This is a genomic window from Rhizobium sp. R634 (assembly GCF_002211305.1).
Classification (GTDB): Bacteria; Pseudomonadota; Alphaproteobacteria; order Rhizobiales; family Rhizobiaceae; genus Rhizobium.
The window spans coordinates 192,712-214,698 of sequence record NZ_LOKW01000005.1; the positions used below are offsets into that span (position 1 = coordinate 192,712).

General features: G+C 56.9%; 22 protein-coding genes. 9 read left to right on the top strand and 13 right to left on the bottom strand.

Annotated features, from left to right (window positions below):
* Positions 1-90: 90 nt before the first annotated feature.
* From ATY77_RS09175 to ATY77_RS09215, 9 genes are all read right to left on the bottom strand, one after another.
* Positions 91-1,059, bottom strand: coding sequence for a glycosyltransferase (locus tag ATY77_RS09175; RefSeq protein ID WP_088687061.1), 969 nt, complete (start codon positions 1,057-1,059; stop codon positions 91-93).
* A gap of 61 nt (positions 1,060-1,120) precedes the next feature.
* A complete protein-coding gene (locus ATY77_RS09180; RefSeq protein ID WP_088687062.1) occupies positions 1,121-1,927 on the bottom strand; it encodes a galactosyl transferase in 807 nt (268 codons plus the stop codon).
* Positions 1,928-1,937: 10 nt separating this feature from the next.
* Positions 1,938-2,969, bottom strand: coding sequence for a polysaccharide pyruvyl transferase family protein (locus ATY77_RS09185; protein WP_088687063.1), 1,032 nt, complete (start codon positions 2,967-2,969; stop codon positions 1,938-1,940).
* Between the two features lie 30 nt (positions 2,970-2,999).
* The gene (locus ATY77_RS09190) at positions 3,000-4,502 is read right to left on the bottom strand and encodes a lipopolysaccharide biosynthesis protein (protein WP_088687109.1); all 1,503 of its coding nucleotides are present in this window, start codon (positions 4,500-4,502) and stop codon (positions 3,000-3,002) included.
* A gap of 161 nt (positions 4,503-4,663) precedes the next feature.
* Positions 4,664-5,560 carry a polysaccharide pyruvyl transferase family protein gene (locus tag ATY77_RS09195; RefSeq protein WP_088687064.1) on the bottom strand — a complete coding sequence of 299 codons (897 nt, stop codon included), beginning with the start codon at positions 5,558-5,560 and terminating at the stop codon, positions 4,664-4,666.
* 6 nt (positions 5,561-5,566) lie between these two features.
* Positions 5,567-6,496, bottom strand: coding sequence for a glycosyltransferase family 2 protein (locus ATY77_RS09200; protein ID WP_088687065.1), 930 nt, complete (start codon positions 6,494-6,496; stop codon positions 5,567-5,569).
* Positions 6,497-6,553: 57 nt separating this feature from the next.
* Positions 6,554-7,087, bottom strand: coding sequence for an acyltransferase (locus ATY77_RS09205; protein WP_088687066.1), 534 nt, complete (start codon positions 7,085-7,087; stop codon positions 6,554-6,556).
* Positions 7,087-8,238 carry a glycosyltransferase gene (locus tag ATY77_RS09210; protein ID WP_088687067.1) on the bottom strand — a complete coding sequence of 384 codons (1,152 nt, stop codon included), beginning with the start codon at positions 8,236-8,238 and terminating at the stop codon, positions 7,087-7,089. The genes ATY77_RS09205 and ATY77_RS09210 overlap by 1 nt, the downstream gene beginning before the upstream one ends.
* Before the next feature lie 31 nt (positions 8,239-8,269).
* Positions 8,270-9,343: an endo-1,4-beta-xylanase gene (locus tag ATY77_RS09215; RefSeq protein WP_088687068.1), complete on the bottom strand. Its 1,074-nt coding sequence runs from the start codon at positions 9,341-9,343 to the stop codon at positions 8,270-8,272.
* 202 nt (positions 9,344-9,545) lie between these two features.
* On the opposite strand from ATY77_RS09215, the gene ATY77_RS09220 reads away from it, so the two are divergent.
* Entirely contained in the window at positions 9,546-9,920 is a 375-nt protein-coding gene (locus ATY77_RS09220; protein ID WP_190237604.1) for a hypothetical protein, read from the top strand.
* 59 nt (positions 9,921-9,979) lie between these two features.
* On the opposite strand, the gene ATY77_RS09225 is transcribed toward ATY77_RS09220, so the two are convergent.
* Positions 9,980-10,867: a DUF6030 family protein gene (locus ATY77_RS09225; RefSeq protein ID WP_088687069.1), complete on the bottom strand. Its 888-nt coding sequence runs from the start codon at positions 10,865-10,867 to the stop codon at positions 9,980-9,982.
* Positions 10,868-11,412: 545 nt separating this feature from the next.
* On the opposite strand from ATY77_RS09225, the gene ATY77_RS09230 reads away from it, so the two are divergent.
* The 7 genes from ATY77_RS09230 to ATY77_RS09260 all read left to right on the top strand — a co-directional run bounded on the left by ATY77_RS09230 (position 11,413) and on the right by ATY77_RS09260 (position 17,038).
* Positions 11,413-12,045 carry a methyltransferase domain-containing protein gene (locus ATY77_RS09230; protein WP_088687070.1) on the top strand — a complete coding sequence of 211 codons (633 nt, stop codon included), beginning with the start codon at positions 11,413-11,415 and terminating at the stop codon, positions 12,043-12,045.
* 211 nt (positions 12,046-12,256) lie between these two features.
* Positions 12,257-12,682 carry a helix-turn-helix transcriptional regulator gene (locus tag ATY77_RS09235; RefSeq protein WP_088672917.1) on the top strand — a complete coding sequence of 142 codons (426 nt, stop codon included), beginning with the start codon at positions 12,257-12,259 and terminating at the stop codon, positions 12,680-12,682.
* A 9-nt stretch (positions 12,683-12,691) separates the two neighbouring features.
* The gene (locus ATY77_RS09240; protein WP_088687071.1) at positions 12,692-14,533 is read left to right on the top strand and encodes a peptide antibiotic resistance protein; all 1,842 of its coding nucleotides are present in this window, start codon (positions 12,692-12,694) and stop codon (positions 14,531-14,533) included.
* Positions 14,534-14,549: 16 nt separating this feature from the next.
* Positions 14,550-14,762 carry a hypothetical protein gene (locus ATY77_RS09245; protein ID WP_088672919.1) on the top strand — a complete coding sequence of 71 codons (213 nt, stop codon included), beginning with the start codon at positions 14,550-14,552 and terminating at the stop codon, positions 14,760-14,762.
* Between the two features lie 48 nt (positions 14,763-14,810).
* Positions 14,811-15,983: a YcaO-like family protein gene (locus ATY77_RS09250; RefSeq protein WP_088687110.1), complete on the top strand. Its 1,173-nt coding sequence runs from the start codon at positions 14,811-14,813 to the stop codon at positions 15,981-15,983.
* On the top strand, positions 15,980-16,687 hold the full coding sequence (locus tag ATY77_RS09255) for a TfuA-like protein (RefSeq protein WP_088687072.1): 708 nt from the start codon (positions 15,980-15,982) through the stop codon (positions 16,685-16,687). The genes ATY77_RS09250 and ATY77_RS09255 overlap by 4 nt, the downstream gene beginning before the upstream one ends.
* Before the next feature lie 102 nt (positions 16,688-16,789).
* Positions 16,790-17,038, top strand: a complete 249-nt coding sequence (locus ATY77_RS09260; protein WP_088687073.1) for a hypothetical protein — start codon at positions 16,790-16,792, stop codon at positions 17,036-17,038.
* A 380-nt stretch (positions 17,039-17,418) separates the two neighbouring features.
* On the opposite strand, the gene ATY77_RS33430 is transcribed toward ATY77_RS09260, so the two are convergent.
* Positions 17,419-17,625 (bottom strand): hypothetical protein, encoded by a 207-nt coding sequence (locus tag ATY77_RS33430; protein WP_088672922.1) that lies wholly within the window; start codon positions 17,623-17,625, stop codon positions 17,419-17,421.
* Positions 17,626-18,777: 1,152 nt separating this feature from the next.
* Complete coding sequence (ampC, locus tag ATY77_RS09275) at positions 18,778-19,932, bottom strand: class C beta-lactamase (protein ID WP_088687075.1); 1,155 nt, start codon at positions 19,930-19,932, stop codon at positions 18,778-18,780.
* Between the two features lie 132 nt (positions 19,933-20,064).
* Here ampC and ATY77_RS09280 point away from each other — a divergent pair, with 132 nt between their 5' ends.
* Positions 20,065-20,934 (top strand): LysR family transcriptional regulator, encoded by an 870-nt coding sequence (locus ATY77_RS09280; RefSeq protein ID WP_088687076.1) that lies wholly within the window; start codon positions 20,065-20,067, stop codon positions 20,932-20,934.
* Between the two features lie 41 nt (positions 20,935-20,975).
* Here ATY77_RS09280 and ATY77_RS09285 read toward each other — a convergent pair whose 3' ends face one another.
* Positions 20,976-21,965 carry a substrate-binding domain-containing protein gene (locus ATY77_RS09285; RefSeq protein WP_088687077.1) on the bottom strand — a complete coding sequence of 330 codons (990 nt, stop codon included), beginning with the start codon at positions 21,963-21,965 and terminating at the stop codon, positions 20,976-20,978.
* Positions 21,966-21,987 lie beyond the last annotated feature (22 nt).

Consider the following 21,987-nt stretch of genomic DNA (forward strand, 5'->3'; position numbering starts at 1 on the left):
AAACCCACTCGCCTCCTAAAGCACGAAAAATCTGGCGGCTGCCCGTATTGCTGTAGCAATGCCCGTCGACGCCGTGATTTAAGAACGTCATCATTCGGTACCAACCTGAGAATAGATTGCGTTATTCGTCGCAGATCGCTGTTTGAGAAATTGGCGTAGAATTCCCTGTCTTACCGACTGCGCCCAGAGCAGTTTGAAACGAAAGCCACTTGACGGAAATCTCTTCACGAAAAAGCTTGCGGGCGCCATGAGAAGCCATCTCAAAGCGCTACCGATAGGCAGACCGCCGATTTTTGTTTTTCCGTCGAATAGATTTGGCCGAATAATAACCAAACCCATGCCATAGCGCTCGCCGCGCCGCAAAACCCACCCTTCCTTCACATAGCCCTTCCTCACAATGTGCCGAACCCTTGGTCGCCGCGAGTGAAAGGCCTTGGCTCCATTCTTCTCCAACCTGAGAGCGAAAGCGGTATCCTCACCCATGGGAAACTGAGCGACAGTGGCGTCTGGGCCGAGGCCGTCGTGAACTATATAGCCTGGCCCTAAAATGGAACGGCGGAAGGCCGAATTCGGCCCTGATATCAATGCGGCGGAAATCGACCCTTCGGGAAGATCGTCATTCAGGGCATAAAGAATCCCCATATGACCATATTTCATCAACCACGGCTCAGGCGTTTCCTCCCATTCGGGCGCGATTAAGCCACCGAATATGCTGAAATGTGGCTGCTGGTCCGCCAAGGCGAGAAATTGCTCGATCCAGTCTGGCTCGGGGATAATGTCATCATCAGTTAAAATGACTAGTTCGCCCTCCAAATGGCGGAAGCCCAAAGTCAATGCATATTGCTTGCCTTGCTTCGGCTCAAAATAAACTTCCAGTGGAAGTCGCTCTTTATATGAGTTCAAGACTTCTGCAGTGTTGTCGTTGCTGTTGTTGTCGACCGCAACGATTTTCCATTCGTCTTTCGGAAGGGTCGAGGCGCATAGCGCATCGAGCATCGTTGGCAGAGTCTTTGCGCCGTTATAAGTCGAGAAAAGTATTGTAGCTTTGACTTTGCTCATCTGAATGCTCCGAGCGCCGTTGGGGTTTCATCAACAATCAGCTTCCCACCAGATGTCGCGGTCACGTCTTGCCGAAGAATTCGCGTCTGTAACCGCCCCCGACCATCCTCAGCTTGCGGAAATTGCGCAACAATCGCTTCGGCTTTAGAAGCACGCCGCGATTGAGGAAATACTGCCGCATCAGACTTGGCGCTCGGCTGTGCGAACCGCCATGAGCGACCCGATAGACGGCCCCTCTAAAGGGAAGCCTCGCCAGCGGCGTTCCACGTTGCGCAAGAATATTGGCAATGCGGACATGACTGCCCAACATCGACTTGATCCAATCGAGTGAAGCTTCCTCGAACCGTTGCGGCAGTTGATAGAGGTCTGCACGAATAATTAGTGACGTACCGCAAAGATGGCTGAAGTCGTCGTGCTCAAACAGAAAATTGCCACCGTTGTCCCAGATGTACCCGTGGTCAATCGTCCATCCGTTAGCGTCCCGGTTTTCCGATACATGCTGAACGATCCTGGAACTGATGAAATCGTCGTCATCGACAATCATGAAAAAGAGGCTGTCGGTAGCGGCCAACATTCCGCTCAGGACGCGGCGACCCTTATCTGCGCGGAAGGCATCGAGGAAGTCCTCTTTGCTGCCCTTTCCAAGTTCATGCAGGTCGTTCGGCGGAAAGTTTACGCGAACAGCGGAGAATTTCTCCGGCAGAACAGGTAAATCAGCTCCTTCGTTCGCCACGATGATCCCTCGCCAATCTCCATTTTTCTGATTGGATATAGAGTTCACCGTCTGGCTAAGATTAGCCTTCAACTTGCCCCAATCGCGGGCATTGTCCTGATGTCGAACCGGGATAATGAAGGTAACAAGTGGCATCGAATTCTCCCTATGCCCGCAAGCTTACAGCTTCTTTTTCATCGAGACGCCCCTTAGCGGCTTGGCTGCGTGCCCATTCGATTCCGTCTTCGAGCGAGGTTGCCTTGTATGAAAGATCGGTTCCACCGGAGAAGGCATTCATGAACCGCCGGATCTTTCCATAACTGTTGTCTAGTACCGCGTGCGGGCGGCCGAGCAATAGCGAGCAGATATGGACGTGCAGGCGATCGGTGACGATTGCGCGGGCACGCGAAATTTGACTAATTCCGCGTTCGAAGCGGTTGTGCGCCGCTGCGTCTAGCGTTCGCAGGGCCAATTCGCTTGGTTTTAACGCGAGAAAAGCCGACACCGCCCCTAGTTTTTTGGCAATATCCACTTTCCGTTTCGATTCTGTAATCCAATCTTCCACCGGTATATCGGAGGGAATCTTGCGATCGGAGCCGCCGACTCGTTCCGCATCCTCTCGCAACATCGCGAGCACAGCAAACTGGGTCGCTCTGTCCGGAAGGCAGCCGATAGCGAAGGCCATGTCAGGGCACAGCCGGACGGTGCAGTCGAAGTGCTTTTCGGAAAATTCCTTCGATTCTTCGTCTCGCACGAGCAGAACAAAATTCTTGTGACGCCCGATCGCCCGCTTCGACTGCTCGACGCGCTCAGGCGAACCGTAGTGGATCGACTGCGGGAACTGGATGATCTGCCGATCTGGGAAACGCTCCATGATCGCTTCGCGGAAATCCTGATGGGCAACCCAGATGTCGCCGAAATTGCCGCCACCGTGAATGAAAATCGGGCCGGTCGGAACGCGCCGATTCAATTCCTCAGCAGAGAAGTCTCTTATTCTCGAGACGTAGTCCGGACGTTTGCTGAAACGATGCTTGAGATAAGCCATTTCGCCTAACCAGATCGCCGAGTCGCCGCAATTTCGAATGTCGGGAAAGTCGAGGATCGCAAGTGGTTCATCGCTTGAGACATAGTCTCTCAGGCAATCGTGGATCATACCGTTGAGTTTTGCTATCAGCTCCGATCTGGATTGGCTGGTCATTCTGCCTCTCTTGTTGATGTTCGTTAACTATTAGGCTGACTTTGGGATGGCGATACGCCTGGCTTTTGACAGCGTTTTGACAACAATCCGCTGGACTTCGGTCTCAGGACCGTTCGGTCTCTTCATTGCGACCCAGAGGACCAAGCTCGATCCGACATAGATGATGCCTCCGGTAATAACCAGAATAGCAAGATGAAGGGCCAAAGCCGGTTTGTCGGTCGGGATGCTTAGGATTTGCGACAACCCCCAGACGCCGGCAGCCATCAAAGCGACACTAACAAGCGCGCGGAAATTGGCCGCGAGCTGCTGGAAAAAAGGTAGCCCGATCAAGCGTTTGATCAAAATCATGTTGACAACAGTGGAGATCAGTCCAGTCAGCACCCGAGCGTAGATCACGCCTGGAAGCCCGGCAAGCAAGAGACCGACAATGATAATGGGTACCCGAGTGATCAGCATCTGAGAATCGCGGATAAACAGCAATTTAGTCTGGCCCTTTGCCATTCCTAGTGCCTGAACAAGCGAACCAAGAGTCTGCAAGGCGAAGACTGAAGCTAGCGACTGCACAATGAAAATCGCGGGAACCCATTTCTCTCCTAGGGCTAGCCTCATCAGAGGGTCGGCCACCACCGCCATGCCAATTCCCGCCGGTAGCGCCACTGCAGCCAAAAGCGCCTGCGCGCGTTGGTAGGCTGCGGTAAGGCGAACGGGATCATGGCGCACTCTAGAAAAGCCGGGATAAATTGTTTGGTTCAGCGGCGCGGTAGCTTCACGGGTTGGGAGTGTCGAAAGCGTATTGCCAACGGTATAGTGACCGAGTTCCGTGGCACCCAGCCACTTGCCAATCAGCAGATATTCGACGCGCCAGTTTAATGTGTTGACGATCTGTCCTGCCGTCAGCCAGAGCGAGAAGGAAAACAATTCTCGCGCATGCCGAAAGGTTATTCGTGGCCAGAACGGCAAGACGGTATAGGATACGATGATGTTGGTCACCTGGTAGGCGAGCGTACCGATAACAAGAGCCCAGTAACTCTGATAGACGGCGGCAATTGCTACGGTTACGATGAACCCAACCAGCTTTTGCGAGACGTTGAGCACGAATTCTTGCCAAAATATGAGATCGCGCTGGAGCATGACGCGACGCGGGTTTGCCAGACCACTCATGAACAGGCTGAAGCTCAGAGCAAACATGACACCGACCAGCCGAGGTTCGCTGTAAAACTCGGCGATTGGATAGGCACCTGCAGCAAACACCAGACCGAGTAAGGCACTTCGGGTCACGCTCAATGTCCAAACCGCACTGAAATGAACCTCGCTGGGCGATTCGTGTCGGATTAGGGCCTGGCCAAGAGAAAGATCTGTAACAGAACTCAAGATAACTTGAATTGTCGTTGCGATCGCGACGAGACCAAAATCTGAAGGCGCCAGATACCATGCTAAGACAAAGGTGCTCAGCGCCGAAAGTCCGTTAACGATGGCGCGCGAAAAGCTAAGCCATACGCTGCCCTTTATAAGCCTGTCAGTGACACTCTTCATAGTCAATCGGCTCCGCATATCGGTGAGTGTGACCATTCGAGCGGGAAGCATGCCCAGTCAATCTTGCGATGCTCGCAACAGGAGCGGCAGATCGTAAGGGTGATTGAAATGATCATGCTTAGTCTCGTTTCGAATCGAGCTTGTGGGTGAGGGCACTTGTCTCACATGTCAAAGGCGCCCCTCGCGTAATCGTTGCGAAAAAGTTGAAGCTTTTCGAAGGCCTGCTCGGCCCTTTGCATGCAGATTGCATCGCTGCTTAAAACAGGCTGCAGCTTTGCAATTCTCTTCAGCTGTTTGATGGCGCTGGTTCTTACAAATGGGTCGACAATCCATCCAGCACGACGCGTCACCCGACGGGCGAGGTGGTTGGGAGATATTTTGGTTAATTTTACCCATTCCATCGTGGTGGAGGGGCCAATCTTATCCGGCTCGTATACGACATTCATGGAACGGCACCAGTCCATCCACTTGAAACGGTGCGCAGGTCCGGTTGGAACAACCGGTATCCACGGAACCCGCAACGTATCCGCGACGATTGCGCCATGCATTGCTTCAGTAACCAGAACCTCGGTTGCTCGCAACTCCTCAAGTATGTGATCGACGTCGGCAGTGGGATCGATGATGTTGATGCCAGCCCCGTCAGCAATCTCCTTCCAGGACCCATAAAGCACCGACTCCCAGTGAGGCATGAATGAGACAGGATGCTTTTTCGGGCGGGGTTCTAGTAGCTCGGATCTCGCCCGCAGTAATATGGCGGCATCGGTTATCGCCAGTTTAGGATCGATACCCAATACTTCCGCCGTCTGCGGTCCACGCACGAAATAGAAGCTCCAGGTCTTGTCGACTGTCGGTTTGGGCGCATAACCACCATAGCCCGAACCCAGAACTATTTTATGAGAGGCTGTTGGGAAGGTATCCTGAATGATCGAGCCGATAGGCAGAACAACCGTTGATTGATCTTCATCGAATTTTACTTCTGACATGATCCGCGGCCAAAGCCACGCGTTCAACTCATCTCCAAAATTCGAAACCGACGCTTTGAAATAATACAAGAACATTTGCGGTTATCCTCTATTCAATCGCCAAGCCAAGCTCATTCTGACCATGAAAATTAACGAGGACGGTCGCTTGATGACGTATGACAGAAATCCAATCTTATCTCCTTGCCTCCGAAGCGTTCGAAGCTGCCTCCAATGGAAATATTCCAGCATTCCTCGGCGGCCCGCCTTAAGGTGTTTCCGATCTTCAGTTGTTAACCTTCGATCTGTAGACAGTACTTCACCGCATATCGAAGCGAGTGTTGTAAAAATATGTTCGCCAGCATTGCTTATAGATTCTGCTCTCTTTCTGTAGACGTAGAGGCAGTCGCCAAGAATATAATATTTTGCGTCGCTTAGAATGCAGCTCATATAGAACAGCATATCTTCCCCTATGCGATAGCGCTCATCATAGCAGATGGAATGTTCTTTGATAAACTTTGCGCGAAACAGGGGTTTCAAAATGCCCATTCCGTATTTCTGCGGCCCGGTCCAAACATTTCGAAAGAAGAACGAACGATCGACCCTAAGGATTGCGCCAGACGCGACTTGAGGAAATGCCGCAGCAATATGCTTATCATCACCAAAATGCCGAACACTAAGATTGTCGGTGACGACATCAGCATTTTGCGTCTCCGCAAAAGAGACGAGACGCTCTAGCCTATCAGGAAGGAAGAGATCGTCAGCATCAAGTAAGGTGACCCAAGTTCCCGTCAATTTTGTCCAGGCGACGTTGCGCGCTGCAGCAGGGCCGGCGTTCGTCTTCAGAAAGATGGGCACCACTCGACTGTCTTCGTTCGCTTTTGAAGAGATGATGCTACGCGAGCCATCCGTTGAAGCGTCGTCAACGACAATCACTTCCAGATCGGCAATGGTTTGCTTCAAAACGGAGTCGATCGCCTCCCCTATGAAATCCTCTGCGTTGAAACATGGGATGATAACCGATACTTTAGTCATTCTTGCCCCGTCGACTCTTGTCGCTGCAGTGCTGTGAAGGCTTTCTTGTGCCGCTGATCACGACGCCGATCGCGTTACGGGTGAAGCTTCCTCCGAAGCGCCGGCGAGATTGCGCAGCGTTTCCGGTGTGTAGCCGCTGGCCTCTTTCATCCGTCCGTAGCGCGCTATAATTTCAATGTCGCTGCGGATTATCTTTGCCGGGTTGCCGGCCACGAGCGAGCGCGGCGGCACGCTCTTGGTCACCACCGAGCCGGAGCCGATGACGCATTCATCGCCGATCTCGACGCCGGGCAGGATGATGCTGCGGGCGCCGATGAAGCAGCGTTTGCCGATCCTCGTATGAAGATAGAGCCCGCGCGTGAGGTCGTGGGTCAGGATGGCGGCTTCGAAGGCGACATAGGTTTCGGCGCCGATATGCAATCCCTTCGGATTGGTCTTGTCGAAGCGCACGCTGAGCGAAAAGCTGGCGGTCGGATCGATGTCCATGCCCCAGAATTTCGTATAATAGAGCCACTTGGCCTTAACGATCCCGTTCCGCAGCGGCCGAAATACGTTCAGTCCCCACTTCGGCTTCTTTCCTGTCTGCACCATCAAGTCTGACCCCGGCTGGCAAATTCGTCTAGAACGGAACTGTAATAGTCCTCTAGCATCCCCGTTTGACGACGTATGTCGAAGCGCTCGGCCACCAGAAGCGGTGCCCGCGCACTGAAGGCTGTCCACAGGGCCTGGTCGTTGAGCAGCCTTCCGACCGCTTCCGCCATGCCCGCGACATCCCGCTCCTCCACGAGATAACCAGTTTTCCCCTCTTCGATCGCTTCGCCCACACCTCCCGAGCGAAATGCGACAACCGGAGTACCGACGGCTTCGGCTTCCAGATTGGCGAGGCCGAATGCTTCTGCATGACCGTTATCGAGGGTCACACTGCCATGAAGATAGAGTTCCGCACTGGCGAGCAGATCCCTTATCTCAGTCTGAGACAGATTTTCATGGATCGTGACGCTTGGCAAGGAACGACGCGCCAAGGCTTCGATTTCCTCCTTCAATGGTCCTTGTCCGACCATGACGAATTCAACCGGGGTGCCGGCGGCCGCCACGCGTGAAAGCGCGTCGATCATGAAGCGGTGGCCCTTATAGTCGACGAAACGGGCAATGGAAACCACCAGTCCCTTTTTTCGTGGACGCGGCTCCATTTTGAAGAGATCGAGATCGATGCCGATGTGGTGGCGATAGACACGGTCGGGGCGGAATCCAAGCGCCAGCAGCCGGTCGCGGATGAAATCGGAAACGGCAATGTTCCAGCTGTTCCAGCCGGCCATCTCCCGGCGTCCCTTGGCGAAGAAGCGCACCTGGTTGAAGCCGCCCGGCTTCTTCGGATCGCCGCCATAGGTGGCGTCGAAGCCGTGGAAGGTCGTGACCAGCGGCTTGCCGGCGGCTTTCGCGAGGGGGCCGATGACATAGCCGTTCTTGCCGAAATGGGCGTGGACGAGATCCGCCTTGCCGATCGCCGGAAAAAGAAAAGGCAGGCCGATCTGCGGGATTTTCAGAAGCAGCTCGCCGGCCCGCGCCACGGGCGAGCGACGGATGTCATGAACCGGAACAGTGGATTTTTTGGTGTGGGCGGAAGAGATGCGCGAACCGGCAAGAATTTCAGCTTCGAACGAACGAAATGCTACCGCCTGGTTGAGAACAAATGCCTGGCTGGCAGGCAAAAATTTTTCCACGTAAATAACGGCTTTTCTCATGAATCTATTCGCGTCTCCGCTGTCTTGGCGATCACATTGCCTCTATTGCCCGCTTGATGCCATCAACCGAACTTCTCGGATCGTTGTTTTCGTCGTAAAGATTAACGCGCTTCGCGCATGCCGCGCCGGGATTGGTGTCCTTCTCGTCAAGCTCGCCATATTTCTCCGACATGCCCCAAACGGTGGCACCTTTCAAGTCACCACGCTCGGCAGCGACGGTGATGACGTTGCCGAAGATCTCGGCATAGGAGGCCGGCGTGAAGCCTTTGTCGCGCTGGAGGAAGTGGCAGGAGGCATCGAGTTCGGTGATGAAAACGCCGACGCCCATATCCTTCAGCGCCGCGCAGAAGCGGCCCATTCCCTCCGGATCGATCCTATCGAGACCGGGGCGGAAATGCGATTGCAGGCCGACGGCGCCGATCGGCGTTTTCCTGGCGACGAGATCCTCGACGATTTTCAGGATGCGCGTGCGCTTCTGCTCGAACACGTCGGATTTTTTCTCCAGATGCGTTTCGTTGAGAACGAGCATCGCGCCGGGATTGGCCTCGTGCGCCATGTCGAAACTCATGCGGATATAGTCGTCGCCAAGAAGGCGTCGGAAAACACAATCCCGCAGATCCGGCGCATCATACTCCAACGGCTCGTTCACCACGTCCCAAGCATCGATCGACCTCTTATAGCGAGTGACAACCTGTTTTATATGACGGTTCATTGCCGTCCGAATGGTCTGCGCATCCGTGATGGCGGACACCCAATCCGGGACGCGATACCAGATTAGCGTGTGGCCATAAACCTTCATATTATTTTTGCGTGCAAACGCGACGATCCGGTCGGCGGGGCCGAAGGAAAAGACGCCGGGCCTCTTTTCCGTCGCGTTCCACTTCAACTCGTTTCGCGGCGTGATCGAATTGACGCTGTCGATGTAGAGCTGCGAAGCGACGGGGTCGTTGATATCCCCGGCGTCGATGGCCGAGCCGAATCGGAACGATTTCCTGTCGGCAAGGGCGCGCAGCCCGGCAGACGGCGCCACTTGCGCCAGCGCGTCACCGGCGCGGACATATAACAGGGCGAGCGGAACGGAGGCGAGGAAACGTCTTCTATTCATTCTTTCTCTCACTGTTCGCTGGTTTCACGTCTGCGGTGGCGCTCGAGGCCCGGTTCGGCGGCGCCGATCCTTCCACGGTTCGCGCTCAAATCAATAGGGTAATACCACTTCGAATATACTTCCGCTGTGGGGCGGCTCTGGCAGTATTCTCTAGACTTTTCAGCATGCTCCAAGATATAAGCCGCTGTGGAGGACGCTCTTGATGGAAGATTGGGTTAGCTATCTGACGAGCTGTTTTCATATGGCATTTCAAAATGCCGCTTTTTTTATGGCGACTGCCCGAAACGACCTATCCCATCTCGATGATCGCCTGTTCTCAGCCCTCGTTTTCGGCGTCATCGGCATCATTCTCGCCCTGCTTATAGCGCTCGTCAGCGCCTCTTCGCGACTGCGGCAATCGGCGGTCGTCATTCAGTCGCTGAACGACGACCTTGCGCAGGTCACGCAGGACCTCAATGTCGAACGCGTCTGGCGCCTGACGGGCGGCGACAGCACGGAACGGCCGGATCCCGACAGTTTGACGGAGCTTTATAAGCTCCTCTCCCGGCATCACAAAGATGCAAGCCGCATGGCCTGACGGCTCCTGACCCGGCTGCGGCTCCAGTTCCTGGTTTTCGCATATCGTGGTGATATGCGCTAACGCGGCTGTTGCGGGTCTTCCGTCTGTGCGGCCGGATCGGGAGGCTCGGCTGCCGCTTCCGACTGCGCGTCGCCGGTCTTGCCCGAAGGGTCCGGCGAGAGGAGCCATCTTCTCTCGGAGAAATAATTCCTCGTTCTTTTCTGGGGAGGCGAGGTCGGATCGAGCGAAAGGGTGAAATTATACCGCCCCTCGTTGAGCACCTCGCGGCTGAAGTTGATGTTGGCCCCGAAGCCGTCTTCCTTGACGTCCCGCAAATTCTGGATCGCGTTCAGCGTTTCGTGGAAATCGAGCCATTGCGGCTGACGCAGCATGGTTTCGAAAATCCGCAGAATGCCGGGATCGAGCTGGCCGTGCTGATCGGTCTGAGGATTGATGATCTTCACGCGCATATTGTTGATCGTGCCGGCGGCGTCGCCGCGGACGATGACGAAGATGGAGCTCGGAAGCTGATCCTTCTCCCGCTTGCCGCTGTGCTCGAAGAAGCATTCATACGTATCGGCGTTGAAGCTTGCCGCCGCCCACTCGCTGGTCTCAATGCCGGCATCGCGCAGCGCCGCGCACATGGCCGGGCCGGATATCCGCCATGTGCGCAGAAAAGCCGATGCGGTCTGCGCCATGGGCGTTTCGATGACGTGCAAAGGCAGCTTGAACGTGGCCGGCGGCGCCGCCCGGGGGAGGGCCTTGGGTGGAGGCGGCTTCACCTCCTGAGGGAAGAGATCGTAGCCGAAGTAACGGCCGGCCTCCCTCAAGTGTTTCATGTCGTTGGAAAGAAGCACCGTTCCCATGATCAGCGAGAGGGAAATCGCCAGCAACAACCAGAAAACCACGGGAAGCCGCGGTTTTTTCACCGGTTGTTTCGCATATGCGGGCGAGGTATCGGGCAAGCTTGTCTTCTCCGAAACGCGAGAAGGGTTTCGATCGGGCTGTCTAAATCCAGCAGTATACAGGCATCCGTTAAATATCTTTGGCTTCATGTCGGCAATTGGGCATCTTTTCCATTCGCCGCCGGCTCGGGCGCGCTACAGATTTCCTGAAGGACGCTTCGGCACCCTTTCAACCGAGAATCTCCAATGCCGCTATCAACAATTGCAACGACGGATAGAGGATAATCGCGCTTCCTAACGACAGCCAGCCGGCCGACAAGACGGTTTGAATTGGTATCCTAGTAGATGGTTTTTGAATATTATTGAAAATCCGGCTGACCGCTTAAGCTTATCTGCGTCGGAGCGATAGCTTATCCAGTTGATTTTTTGTAATTTATTTTCACAAATACCCAATTCTCGCGCAAAAGGTTTTGTTTGTCCGCGATAAAACTATAGATTTATTTCGGCTATCCTTTCCGCTTTTTCGGATTTATCGGTTTTCATCAAATTTTCGACGTATTTTTCGATAGGGTCCGGTGCAATCGCAGAGCAGAAAGGAGACGCACATGTCTGTAGAGCTAGACGCGACCACCTACGTACACGCCAAACCGACGACCGCGCACTCCTACATTCTGCCGACGGTCTTCGATGTGCTGGAAAACCATTTCGACGGGAGTCTGGAAAACGACGTCTTCGATTTGGGATGTGGAACCGGCGGGGCGGCGGCGGCTCTCGCGCAAAAGGGATATGATGTCGTCGGCGTCGATCCGTCCAATGACGGCATCACCAAGGCCAACATCCACTATCCTGATCTGCCGCTGAATGTCGGCTCGGCCTATGACGACCTTTCCAGGGAATACGGCAAATTCAATGCCGTTATCAGTCTTGAGGTCGTCGAGCATGTCTACGACCCGAAGTCATTCACCTCGACGATGTACGATCTCGTCAAGCCGGGCGGTATTGCCGTGATGTCGACGCCCTATCACGGCTATCTGAAGAACCTCGCTTTGGCAGCGGTGGGGAAGATGGACGATCACTTCATGCCGCTGAAGGATCATGGACATATCAAGTTCTGGTCGAAAAGTACGTTGAGCACGCTGCTGGCGGACAGCGGCTTCGACAATATTCGTTTCGAGTATGTCGGCAGGATCCCAGCTTTCGCCAAGTCAATGATCGCCGTCGCCCAGAAGCCTGCTTAGAGCGGGCGGCTGGCCGCAGGCGGCCTGTCCGCCCTGCCGACTGCTCCGGGTCGGGCTCAAATCGTCTCAGGGCCCCAATAATCCACAGGTTGTTTTTACTGTATTGGCCGGTGAAAAAATTCCTTACCAAAATATTTACTTTTAGTTGCATTCTTGGTTAAACTCTCCATTATACAGCAGGGCGTGCTGATCAAGCGGGAGAGTTGTTCACATGAAGGCTAAATCGCCGAATTCAATCGACGTCTATGTTGGTAACCGCGTGCGCGTTCGGCGAAAGACGCTCGGAATGACCCAGCACGGCCTGGCCGAGCTTCTGGGTATTACCTTTCAGCAGATCCAGAAATATGAAAAGGGGACGAACCGGATAGGGGCCAGCCGGCTCCAGCGCATATCCGAGATCCTTCGCGTGCCCATCGGCTTCTTCTTCGAGAATAGCGGCGCCGGGCCGATCGAAGGCGAAACGAGCGAGTTGAACAAGTTCCTGTCGTCGAAGGAGGGCCTGGCCCTCAACAGGGCGTTCATCGCGATCGAGGATCCGAATATCCGGCAAAAGCTCGTGGCATTGGCCAAAAGCCTGGCGGTCGCGGGACTGTCCGACATCGATGCTGAATTACAGGATCCGGTTGTGAACGGCTGAGGATGGATCGTGTTTCACCTGCAGACATTTGGCGATCTGCGGTTGATCGAGACGAGTGGCGATCCGGTTCGCTATCCGATCAAGGGCCTGTTGATGATGGCCCTTCTCTATACCGGGCCGAGTCGTGAGCTCAGCCGGTATGAACTGGCTCAATTCCTGTGGAGCGACGTCGAGCCCGAGCAGACGCGGCTCAATTTGCGCAAACTGCTTTCGCGCATCCGCGAAATGGATGGCGCACGCGCCGAACTTCCCTTCGATTTCACCGCCACCAGCGTTCGTCTCGACGCCCAAGCGGTTTCCAGCGACCTCGATGTCTTCCACGCCGGCGGTGCGCCGCTGGAGCGGCTGAAGGCGATCGCCGAACTGACCCAGCGCGGCTTCATCGGAAATATCAAGCCGGCGACCAAGCCGATCGATGCCTGGATCAGGGCGCAGCGGGACGCCCAGGCGCTGCAATTGCGGCAGGCTTGGCTGGACGCGCTGCCCGAGGTGCACAATCCAGGGGATGCGCGCATCATTTCCAGCGCGGCTCTGCAGATCCTCGAACGCGACCCGAATGACGAGCAGGTAAGGGCATTGCTGCATCGGCTGTCCGGTGGATCCTCATTGAGCGAGCGATTGGGCGATCGCCCCGCAAGAGTGGAGGTGAAGCGTTCGGAGGCTGGCGGCGAGGGGCCTGGCGACACGAAGCGCATATTACCTGCACCGCTGATCCTGCCTCGCCTGGTGCTGCTTCCCCCGACATCGAAACATGCGGATGCCGGGCTTGCTCTTGCGAATGCGCTCATCGAAGACGTCACGATCGAACTCTGCGCGGTGAGGAACATTTCCATCGTCGCGCCGCATACGGCAGGGCAGATCCGCCGCGACTCCGAGAAAGCGGCCATCGTCGCCCGGCACTCGATCGCCTATCTGCTCGATACGCGCTTCTCCGAGGAGGGATTGTTCGCGCAGCTGATTTATTTCCCCACGGACGAGATCATCTGGGCCAATCGCTATGCGATGACGCCCGATATATTGCCGCGCCAGCGGCGGCTGATCGCCCAGCAGCTGACTTTGTCGGTGGCGAGCGAACTGGCCGAAAACGAGGAAGAGCGGCTGCGTTTCGAAGCCAACCCGCAGGCCTATCATTCCTATCTCGTCGGCTCGAGCCTGATGAGCAAGTTGACCTTGCCGCATATCCGGCGGGCAAGGAAGGCGTTCAAGCAATCGCTGGCGCACAAGCCGGATTTCTCGCCTTCCTTCACCGGGCTGGCGAGAACCTTCACCAGCGAATGGCTCGTGACGGCGCAGGGCGACAACGAATTGCTGCATCTGGCCGAGCAGCACGCGCTGCGCGCCATCGAGCGGGATCCTTCCTCGGCGGCGGGCCATCGCGAACTCGGCGTCACCAAACTTTATCTCGGCGATGTCGATGCCAGTGTCGCGGCGCTTGATCTCGCGGAAGAGCTCAGCCCGCATTTTGCTGATGTCATCTACAGTCATGCCGACACGCTCGTGCACGCGTCGCGCCCCGGCGATGCGCTCGCCAAGATTACAAAGGCGATTTCGCTCAATCCGCTCGCGCCCGACGCCTATCTCTGGTGTGCCGCAGGAGCGAGCTTCTTCCTGGAGCAGTACGAGGAGGCAGTCGCCTATGTCGAGGCGATGAAGGACAAAGCGCCGGCCCATCGCATCGCGGCGGCCAGTTGCGCAATGATCGGCGATCGAAAACGGGCGCTTTTCCATCGGCAGCGCGCCGAGAGCATCAACCCGGTGTTCGACGTAGAGAAGTGGCTCGCCATCGTTCCCTTCAAGGAACATTGGCAAAAAGAGCTTTATCGCGAGGGCCTGTTGAGGGCTGGTTTTTAACATTTAGGGGCATTACATGGCAAAGGCAGTCATTATTGGAATACCGGGCGAAGCAGGTCTCTGGCTCGCCGATCTCGATGCGGGCACGGTCAAGCCACTCAATCCGACAGGAGACCTGGCGACCGCGAGCGGCCTGCGCAAATCGGGCGGCACTTTCGTCAATAACGTCGATCTCGCTGTCGCCGTTTCGTCGGTGCAGGTTGCCCTTTCCGGTCACGTCGACGGCTGAGCAAGCTCTCTGACACAGCTGATGCCGAGCCTATATTCCGACAGGATCATCTCGCCGCGGGAAACCCTTTCCCGCGTCGAGCCTTTGTTGACGCGGTTCGGCATTACCCGGGTCGCCAGGCATACCGGACTGGACGATATCGGAATCCCCGTCTGGTGCGCCTATGCCCCGAACTCCCGATCGATCGTGATCGCCCAGGGAAAGGGCCTGACCGACCTCGACGCCAAGGTGTCCGCCGTCATGGAAGCCCTCGAACGGGCGGTTGCCGGTGAACCCTCCGTCAAGCTCGTCCATGGTTCTGCTTCCAGTCTGCAGGCGAGGGGCTGCATGGTCGACAGGCTGGATTGCCTGACTGCAGTCCATAAGCGGGATCTCGGGCCGGACGAGGAGAGCGAATGGGTCGCCGGCGTCAATATTCTCACAGGCGACACCATCCACATTCCCTTCGAGGCGGTGGTGCTCGACCGCACGCGCGAGGCCCGATACTGGATGTCGTCGGATGGGCTGGCATCGGGAAACACGGTCGAGGAAGCGGTCTTCCACGGCGCGCTGGAACGGATTGAGCGCGACGCCCATATGCTGTGGCAGGTTGGCAGGGAGGCGGAACGTTATTCTCGCTGCGTCGATCCCCGCGGCTTTGGGGATAGCGCGCTTACCGGGCTGATCGACAGGATCGAGGCATCGGGCCTGGCGCTCAGGCTCTTCGACATTACCAGCGACATTGCGATCCCCTGTTTCACCGCCATGCTTGGCCCGGGCGACGTGCTGGGCCACAGGGACATTCGCCTGGTCGAGGTGACGGGCGGGGCGGGAGCGCATCCGTCTCCTGTGCGGGCGGCCATTCGGGCGGTGACGGAGGCGGTGCAGTCGCGGCTCACCTATATCAGCGGCGCCCGGGACGATATTTCTGAGGCAACTTTCTCGGGATTTTTACCGCCGTTCATGCGGCGGGCTTTCGATGCCGTCGCCGCCCCGCCCGCTGCCGCCATCGGCCGTGACGGCACGACGGGACTTGGGCAACAGGATGTGCCGCTCCTGCTGCAGCACGTGCTCGATAGCCTGCGCAGCAGGGGGATTGCTTCGGTCGTCGTCGTGCGCCTCAGCGACGAGACGCTTCCCTTCAGCGTCGTCAAAACCGTCATCCCCGAGCTCGAAAATCCGGAAGGTGAGCGTGCCCGGCGATTTGGAACGAGGGCGCTTGCGAAAGCGATAGGGTTTTGAAGATCATTTTTGCAGGCCCCAGTCTTCCCGACGCGGCTTCGCTTGCCGGCGAGGGGATACGCGTGCTGCCGCCCGCCACGCAGGGCGACGTGCTGGCCGCGGTGGCAAAGGGCGCCAATGTTATCGGCCTGATCGACGGCGGCTTCGAATATGCGGCGCCGGTCTGGCATAAGGAAATTCTCCATGCCCTGTGGCTCGGGGTGGCGGTGCTGGGCGCGGCAAGCATGGGTGCGCTGCGGGCTGCGGAATGCCATCCGTTCGGCATGATCGGGATCGGTCGCATTTTCGAAGACTACCGCACCGGCCGGCTCGTCGACGATGCCGCCGTCGCGCTGACGCATGCTCCGAGCGCGCTCGGCAGCAAGCCGCTGACGGTGCCGCTGGTCAATGTCATGGCAACGCTCGATGCGATGGAGCGTGACAGGCTGCTGACACACGGGCAGCGCGAGGCGCTCGAAAAAGCCGCAGATGCGATTTTCTTCAAGAAGAGGACATGGCGGGCCGTGGTCGAGCGATGCGCTGAGCTGGCCGAGGCGGATCGCCCGCGGCTGCTGGCGGCGCTCATCGCCCATTCCGTCGATCAAAAGCGTATCGATGCCCTGGAATTGCTGAAAGCCGTGCAGGAGGCCGAGGATGCTCGTTCGAGTGCCGTTCCGCCCTGGAAGCTCCACGAAACCTCGTTCCGGATTCGACCTGTGCTGTGAGCCGAATGTGACGAACGTCACCGAGGGTTGTGTCACGCTTTTTTCACGGGCTGGAACGCCTCTGTCCGCGTATTGTGCCTTGAATTCGTGGGAGAATAGGGCATGGGCGTGACATCGGTTGCCAGGATAAACACAGACCAAGGGGCGGAAGACGGTCTGGACGAACTCGTCGCACTTGCGCGGATGATCGCCTATGCGCGGCAGGTCGCCCAGGACGTCAAACTGCAATTTGCGACGCATTGCCTCGATCTCGCACTCGAGGCCGTGAAGCAGGAAGTGGGAGAGGGCCTGACCAGGGATCTCGCCGAATTGAGTTCTCCGGTTCCGCAGGTGAGCGTGCGAAGTCACTGAAGCATGTCGCGCAAAAGGGTGGTTTTGCGCGACATGCGAAAAAGGACCTAAAGCGGAAGAAGCGAATCTGAAAGATCGCGACCTGCTTTAGAAAGCCTACGCCCGGCCGGGCGCCGCTGTATCAGACAGGATAGCCCCGAAGATCGCGAGATGTTCGGGGCTTTGGCGTGCGCAACCGAGCCGATTGAAGTGAAGTCTAGGTGGGGAGGGCCCGCCGATAGCGGGAGCGTTGGGTGAGTGTAGCTCTGCCGCCATCCTGGGATGGCTTCAAGCAGTTCTAGGCGGTCTTCTCAGCTTGGCTTCCACCGGAGAAGCGGTTGCGAAATCGCGATCCGCGCGTCCTATGGACGAGTGGGCTGCCTTGCCGCCGGTTCGGGACCTCAATGGGTCAAGTTGCGCTTCTGAGCGAGAAGCAAAATGTAATCGTCGGCGATATCTGCGATGGCCATTGCGACTTCCGCCGGATCGCATCCGTCGACCTTGGTATTTGCAATGAACTGATAAACCGCCTTTTCGATCTGCTTGCGGCAGATCATCACGCGCTCATCGTAACCAAATTCCGGAATCTGCGATGCTAAATCACTCATCTGGTCGGCTCCCTCACTACTTACAGTGACCATGACACAAATTATAAGTTGAGCAAGCAAATGCTTTATGAAGAATTGATTCGGCTGTCGAGTGCGACCATTTCGACACAGGTCGGAGCGGGCGGAATCGCAGCGGGCCAGGGTTATCTGGACGTATCGGACAGCTTGGCAGGCGCGGCCGTCAAAGAGAGCAGGTCGTATCGGCAGCTCAGGTTGAAGCCCGATGGAGGGATACTCCCAGACCCACGAGGCGCCCGGCGGAATTCCTGGGACGATCGGCTTAACTGGCTGATTTAGCTTTATAAACAAGCGTGCCGTCGTATAAAGATGCTGCCATCCATGAACAAGTTTCGGCGCAAGCGCACTCGGGAGCGACTCGAAAAATCCATGGTCGTCGATGACGCCGACAGCCTGTCGGCTGCCGGCGACCGGATATGGAGAGCGCTTTTGATGGCGATTTTTCGTTCTTTGCATCCGGAGAATACGGCCATTTCGGCGGCAAGGTGCATGGGTAAATTTTGTGCAGAGGAGTGAAAATTTTATCAAAAGATAAAATAAATGATTTCATACGGAAGTTGTATTTATATATCAATTACAAGATGATTAAACTTCAGGCAATGGTGATCATTGGATGTATTTCTTCCAGGAATTACACAGATTATTGTCGTCGTTTATCCTAAAATAATATCATTATCATGACGGTGACTAAGGTCGCAGCTTCGTTGTCAGGGATTGACTCGGAGATAGATTGTCATCCTGGTGGAAATATTATCGCGGGATGCTTTTGCTTTCGTTTGCGCCTCGCACTGGCGACAGCCCAGGCTATCCGCCAGAACTCGCCCCAGCACCGAGTGCATCCCGCTGGAATAGGTGCCATGAAAAGTTGAGGACCCGCCGGGGTGGTTGACGGGTCCTCATATGGGAATATTTGCACTTTGCATGGGTATTATTGCAGTAAATTTCGCCATTGTCATAGATCATTATTGGGAGAATTGTTATTTATTGTGCATAAGTGGATAATTTTGATCTTTTATGGCTGATCGTCGTCCTAATGTAGCCAGGCATCTCCATGATATTCATGGTCGTCCTTCTGTCGGATCTTGCGAATGGCTGATTGCTGATGCGCGCCGGTCGAATTCCAGGCGCCGAAGATCATTTTGCTGCGAGCGCGGTCAGTATGTCGTAGGCTGCGGAGACGCGATCTTCGTTGGGATAGTTCTTGTTGGCGAGAATGACGATGCCGAGGCGCTTTTCGGGGACGAAGGCAACATAGGCGCCGAAGCCGTTGGTCGAGCCTGTTTTGTTGATCCACACATCGTCGCGCGGTTTCCTTGCGGGTTTCAGTTCCGAGACCGGGATGGTCTTCAGCATCGCCGCCGAATTGCCCTCCAGCAGCGTTTTCAAGGCCGGGGGATAGGAATATTGCTCCCAGATCAGGTCCTGGGTCATCGCGCCGGTCTCGAAATAGCCGGTATGCGTATTGGTGATCGCCTGCTGAAGTTTTCCGTCGAGTTTGACCATGCCCATGTTCATGTCGACGAAGCGTATCATGTCGCCTGCCGTGGATTTGACGCCATAGGCTTCGGACGAAAGAACAGCCGGCGTCATGCGGGCCGGTTGGCCGGTGCGCTTGTAGCCTTGAGCATAATCCGCCATTCGCGATTTCGGAATGTCGATGAAGGTGTTTTCCAAGCCGAACGCGGGGAGTAATCGGTCCTGCATCAGGCTCGTGAAATCGCCGCCCATGCGTTTCGCGGTAATATATCCCAGCATGCCGATGCTCGGATTGGCGTAGCTTCTGTGGGTTCCGGCTTCATAGGAGGGCCGCCAGGCCTGGAGATAGGCCATCAGTTGTTTTTCGCTGCGAACCTCGTCCGGCACCTGCAGCGGAAATCCGCCCGCCGTGTGGGTGGCGAGATTCACCAGCGCGACGTCGCCGAACGGCTTTCCTTTCATCGCGGGGAGATATTTGTCCACCCTGTCCGAGAGAGAAAGCGCGCCAGTTGCCTCCGCATAGGCAGCCAGCGTCACCGTGAAGGTCTTGCTGATCGAACCGAGTTCGAACAGGGTGGATGGCGCAACCGGCTTGCCCGTGTGCTTCGACTCGACGCCGTAATTGAAGATGTGATCCTGCCCGTCGACTGACATGGCGACGGCCATGCCGGGAATGGCGTGTTTTTCCATGAGCGGCTTGATCGCCGCGTCCGCGATCGCCTTCACTTTCGTCTCGTCGGCGGCAAAGCCGCCTGTCGAAGCGCATGTCGAGATCAGAACGGCCGATAAAATTTTTACCCAATCACGCTTCATTTTCGTCATCCTCCAGATCAACGGGCGGTCCGTATCCGCGCGAAAGCGCATGTGGATGGCGTTTAACGAGGCTGTCTTGCGATCACAAACGATGATATCTCGCGGCAGCTGCAAGAAAATCTAGGGCTAAAGATGGTTCGGCCATTCCTCCCTTTGAACGGTCTGAGAGCCTTTGAGGCGTCGGCCAGACATCTGAGCTTCACCCGCGCCGCAATCGAGCTTTGCGTGACCCAGGCTGCCGTGAGCCAGCAGGTCAAGGGGCTGGAGAAGCGGCTGGGGGTATCGCTCTTCCAGCGTCTTCCTCGCGGTCTGAAAATCACGGCGGAGGGCGAAGCGCTGCTGCCGACGGTGACCGCCTCCTTCGACCAGATGGCGACGACGCTGGACAGGATCGAGGCGGGCCAAGTCCGGGAACTATTGTTTCTGGGTGCGGTGGGGACGTTCGCGGTCGGCTGGCTGCTGCCGCGGCTGTCGGATTTCCAGCGCCGCCATCCCTTCATCGACATCAGGATTTCGACCAACAACAACCGCGTCGACCCGGCCGCGGAAGGGCTCGACTTCACCATCCGCTTCGGCAGCGGATCCTGGCACGGCACCGAGGCGACGCGCCTGTTCGACGCGCCGCTCTCGCCTCTCTGCATTCCCAAGCTGGCGGAGGATCTGAAATCGCCCGCCGATCTTGCCGGCGCGGCGCTCCTTCGCAGCTATCGGACGGATGAGTGGAGCACGTGGTTCCACGCCGCAGGCGTCGCGCCGGCGGCGCAGGTGAATGCCGGCATCGTCTTCGATTCCTCGGTCGGCATGATGGAGGCGGCACTCCAGGGGCTGGGGATCGCGCTGGCGCCGCCCTCGATGTTTTCCCGGCAGCTTTCCTCGGGCGCGATCGTGCAGCCGTTCCCGACAGCCATATCGCTCGGAAGCTATTGGCTGACGCGCCTGCAATCGAGGCCGGTCACGGCGGCGATGCGCGCCTTTTCCGACTGGATCTTTTCGAACCTGTGACGTGTTTGAGCGCTCGCCCGCGCGAGCGCTCAAACCGCAGCTTACTTCTGAATGCAGGTGTCGACGGTATCCTTGGTGCATTCATCAAGACCGGTGAAGACAGGGTCTTCGACCGGCTTTCCGGCGATCAGGTCCATCATGACCGAAGGCGCCTTGTATCCCATTTCGAACGGCCGCTGGCCGACGAGAGCGGTTACCAGACCTTCCTTAGCGATTGCCACTTCGTCGCCGATCGTATCGGCGGCGCCGATGACGAACTCGTTCTTGCCGATCTTGTCAGCCATCGGCTTGAACAGGTCGCGGTAGGGTTGCGGGGCGCCGAACAGCGGCCAGCCGCCCATGATGCCGAAGGCATCGAGATCTGGGTTGGCGGCGAGGATGTCGGTCATCGCCTGCACGCCCTTGGCGCCGTCGTCATTGGTAAAGACCGGGCAGCCGGCAACCTCCGTCCAGCCGCCTTCGCCCTTCAGCTCGGCAAGCCCCTTCTGTCCGCTCAGCGTATCGCGCATGCCCTGTGCGCGGCGCAGGATGTTGTCGGCGCCGGGATTGCCTTCGATGGTGCAGATCTTGCCGCCGCTCGGCTTGGCCTTCTTGATGTATTCGCCGATCTTGGCGCCCATCAGGTAGTTGTCGGTGCCGAGATAGGTCTTGCGCAGAGCCGCATCCTCCGCCGCAAGATCGGCATCGAGCGTCATCACGGGAACGCTCGGATTGGCGGTCTTCAGCGTCTGGGCAATCAGCTTGGCGTTGGACGGCGAGATGGCGATGGCGGCCGTATCGGCCTTGCCAAGCATATCCTGGACGATCTGTGCCTCGCCTGCTTCATCGGAGGTCGATGCCGGGCCGGTGTAGAAGCACTCATATTCCGAAGACGCGTTTTCCTTGTTCCACTTCTGGCAGCCCTGGTTGATCGCCTCGAAGAACGGGTTGTCGAGGCCCTTGACGACGATGACCAACTGCTTCTTGGCGGCCATGGCCTCTCCGGCCGTGAGCGCCAGGACGGCTGCTGTAATCAGTAATGCCTTCCTCATAGCTTCCTCCCTTTGAAAGCGG

Bases quoted from the DNA above. Each gene is read 5' to 3' on its own strand.
- ATY77_RS09185 (WP_088687063.1), bottom strand. From the start codon at position 2,969: ATGACCAGCCAATCCAGATCGGAGCTGATAGCAAAACTCAACGGTATG.
- ATY77_RS09230 (WP_088687070.1), top strand. From the start codon at position 11,413: ATGTCTGTAGAGCTAGACGCGACCACCTACGTACACGCCAAACCGACG.
- ATY77_RS09215 (WP_088687068.1), bottom strand. From the start codon at position 9,343: ATGAATAGAAGACGTTTCCTCGCCTCCGTTCCGCTCGCCCTGTTATAT.
- ATY77_RS09245 (WP_088672919.1), top strand. From the start codon at position 14,550: ATGGCAAAGGCAGTCATTATTGGAATACCGGGCGAAGCAGGTCTCTGG.
- ATY77_RS09190 (WP_088687109.1), bottom strand. From the start codon at position 4,502: ATGAAGAGTGTCACTGACAGGCTTATAAAGGGCAGCGTATGGCTTAGC.
- ATY77_RS09205 (WP_088687066.1), bottom strand. From the start codon at position 7,087: ATGGTGCAGACAGGAAAGAAGCCGAAGTGGGGACTGAACGTATTTCGG.
- ATY77_RS33430 (WP_088672922.1), bottom strand. From the start codon at position 17,625: ATGAGTGATTTAGCATCGCAGATTCCGGAATTTGGTTACGATGAGCGC.
- ATY77_RS09285 (WP_088687077.1), bottom strand. From the start codon at position 21,965: ATGAGGAAGGCATTACTGATTACAGCAGCCGTCCTGGCGCTCACGGCC.
- ATY77_RS09175 (WP_088687061.1), bottom strand. From the start codon at position 1,059: ATGAGCAAAGTCAAAGCTACAATACTTTTCTCGACTTATAACGGCGCA.
- ATY77_RS09235 (WP_088672917.1), top strand. From the start codon at position 12,257: ATGAAGGCTAAATCGCCGAATTCAATCGACGTCTATGTTGGTAACCGC.
- ATY77_RS09260 (WP_088687073.1), top strand. From the start codon at position 16,790: ATGGGCGTGACATCGGTTGCCAGGATAAACACAGACCAAGGGGCGGAA.
- ATY77_RS09280 (WP_088687076.1), top strand. From the start codon at position 20,065: ATGGTTCGGCCATTCCTCCCTTTGAACGGTCTGAGAGCCTTTGAGGCG.
- ampC (WP_088687075.1), bottom strand. From the start codon at position 19,932: ATGAAGCGTGATTGGGTAAAAATTTTATCGGCCGTTCTGATCTCGACA.
- ATY77_RS09210 (WP_088687067.1), bottom strand. From the start codon at position 8,238: ATGAGAAAAGCCGTTATTTACGTGGAAAAATTTTTGCCTGCCAGCCAG.
- ATY77_RS09195 (WP_088687064.1), bottom strand. From the start codon at position 5,560: ATGTTCTTGTATTATTTCAAAGCGTCGGTTTCGAATTTTGGAGATGAG.
- ATY77_RS09180 (WP_088687062.1), bottom strand. From the start codon at position 1,927: ATGCCACTTGTTACCTTCATTATCCCGGTTCGACATCAGGACAATGCC.
- ATY77_RS09220 (WP_190237604.1), top strand. From the start codon at position 9,546: ATGGAAGATTGGGTTAGCTATCTGACGAGCTGTTTTCATATGGCATTT.
- ATY77_RS09200 (WP_088687065.1), bottom strand. From the start codon at position 6,496: ATGACTAAAGTATCGGTTATCATCCCATGTTTCAACGCAGAGGATTTC.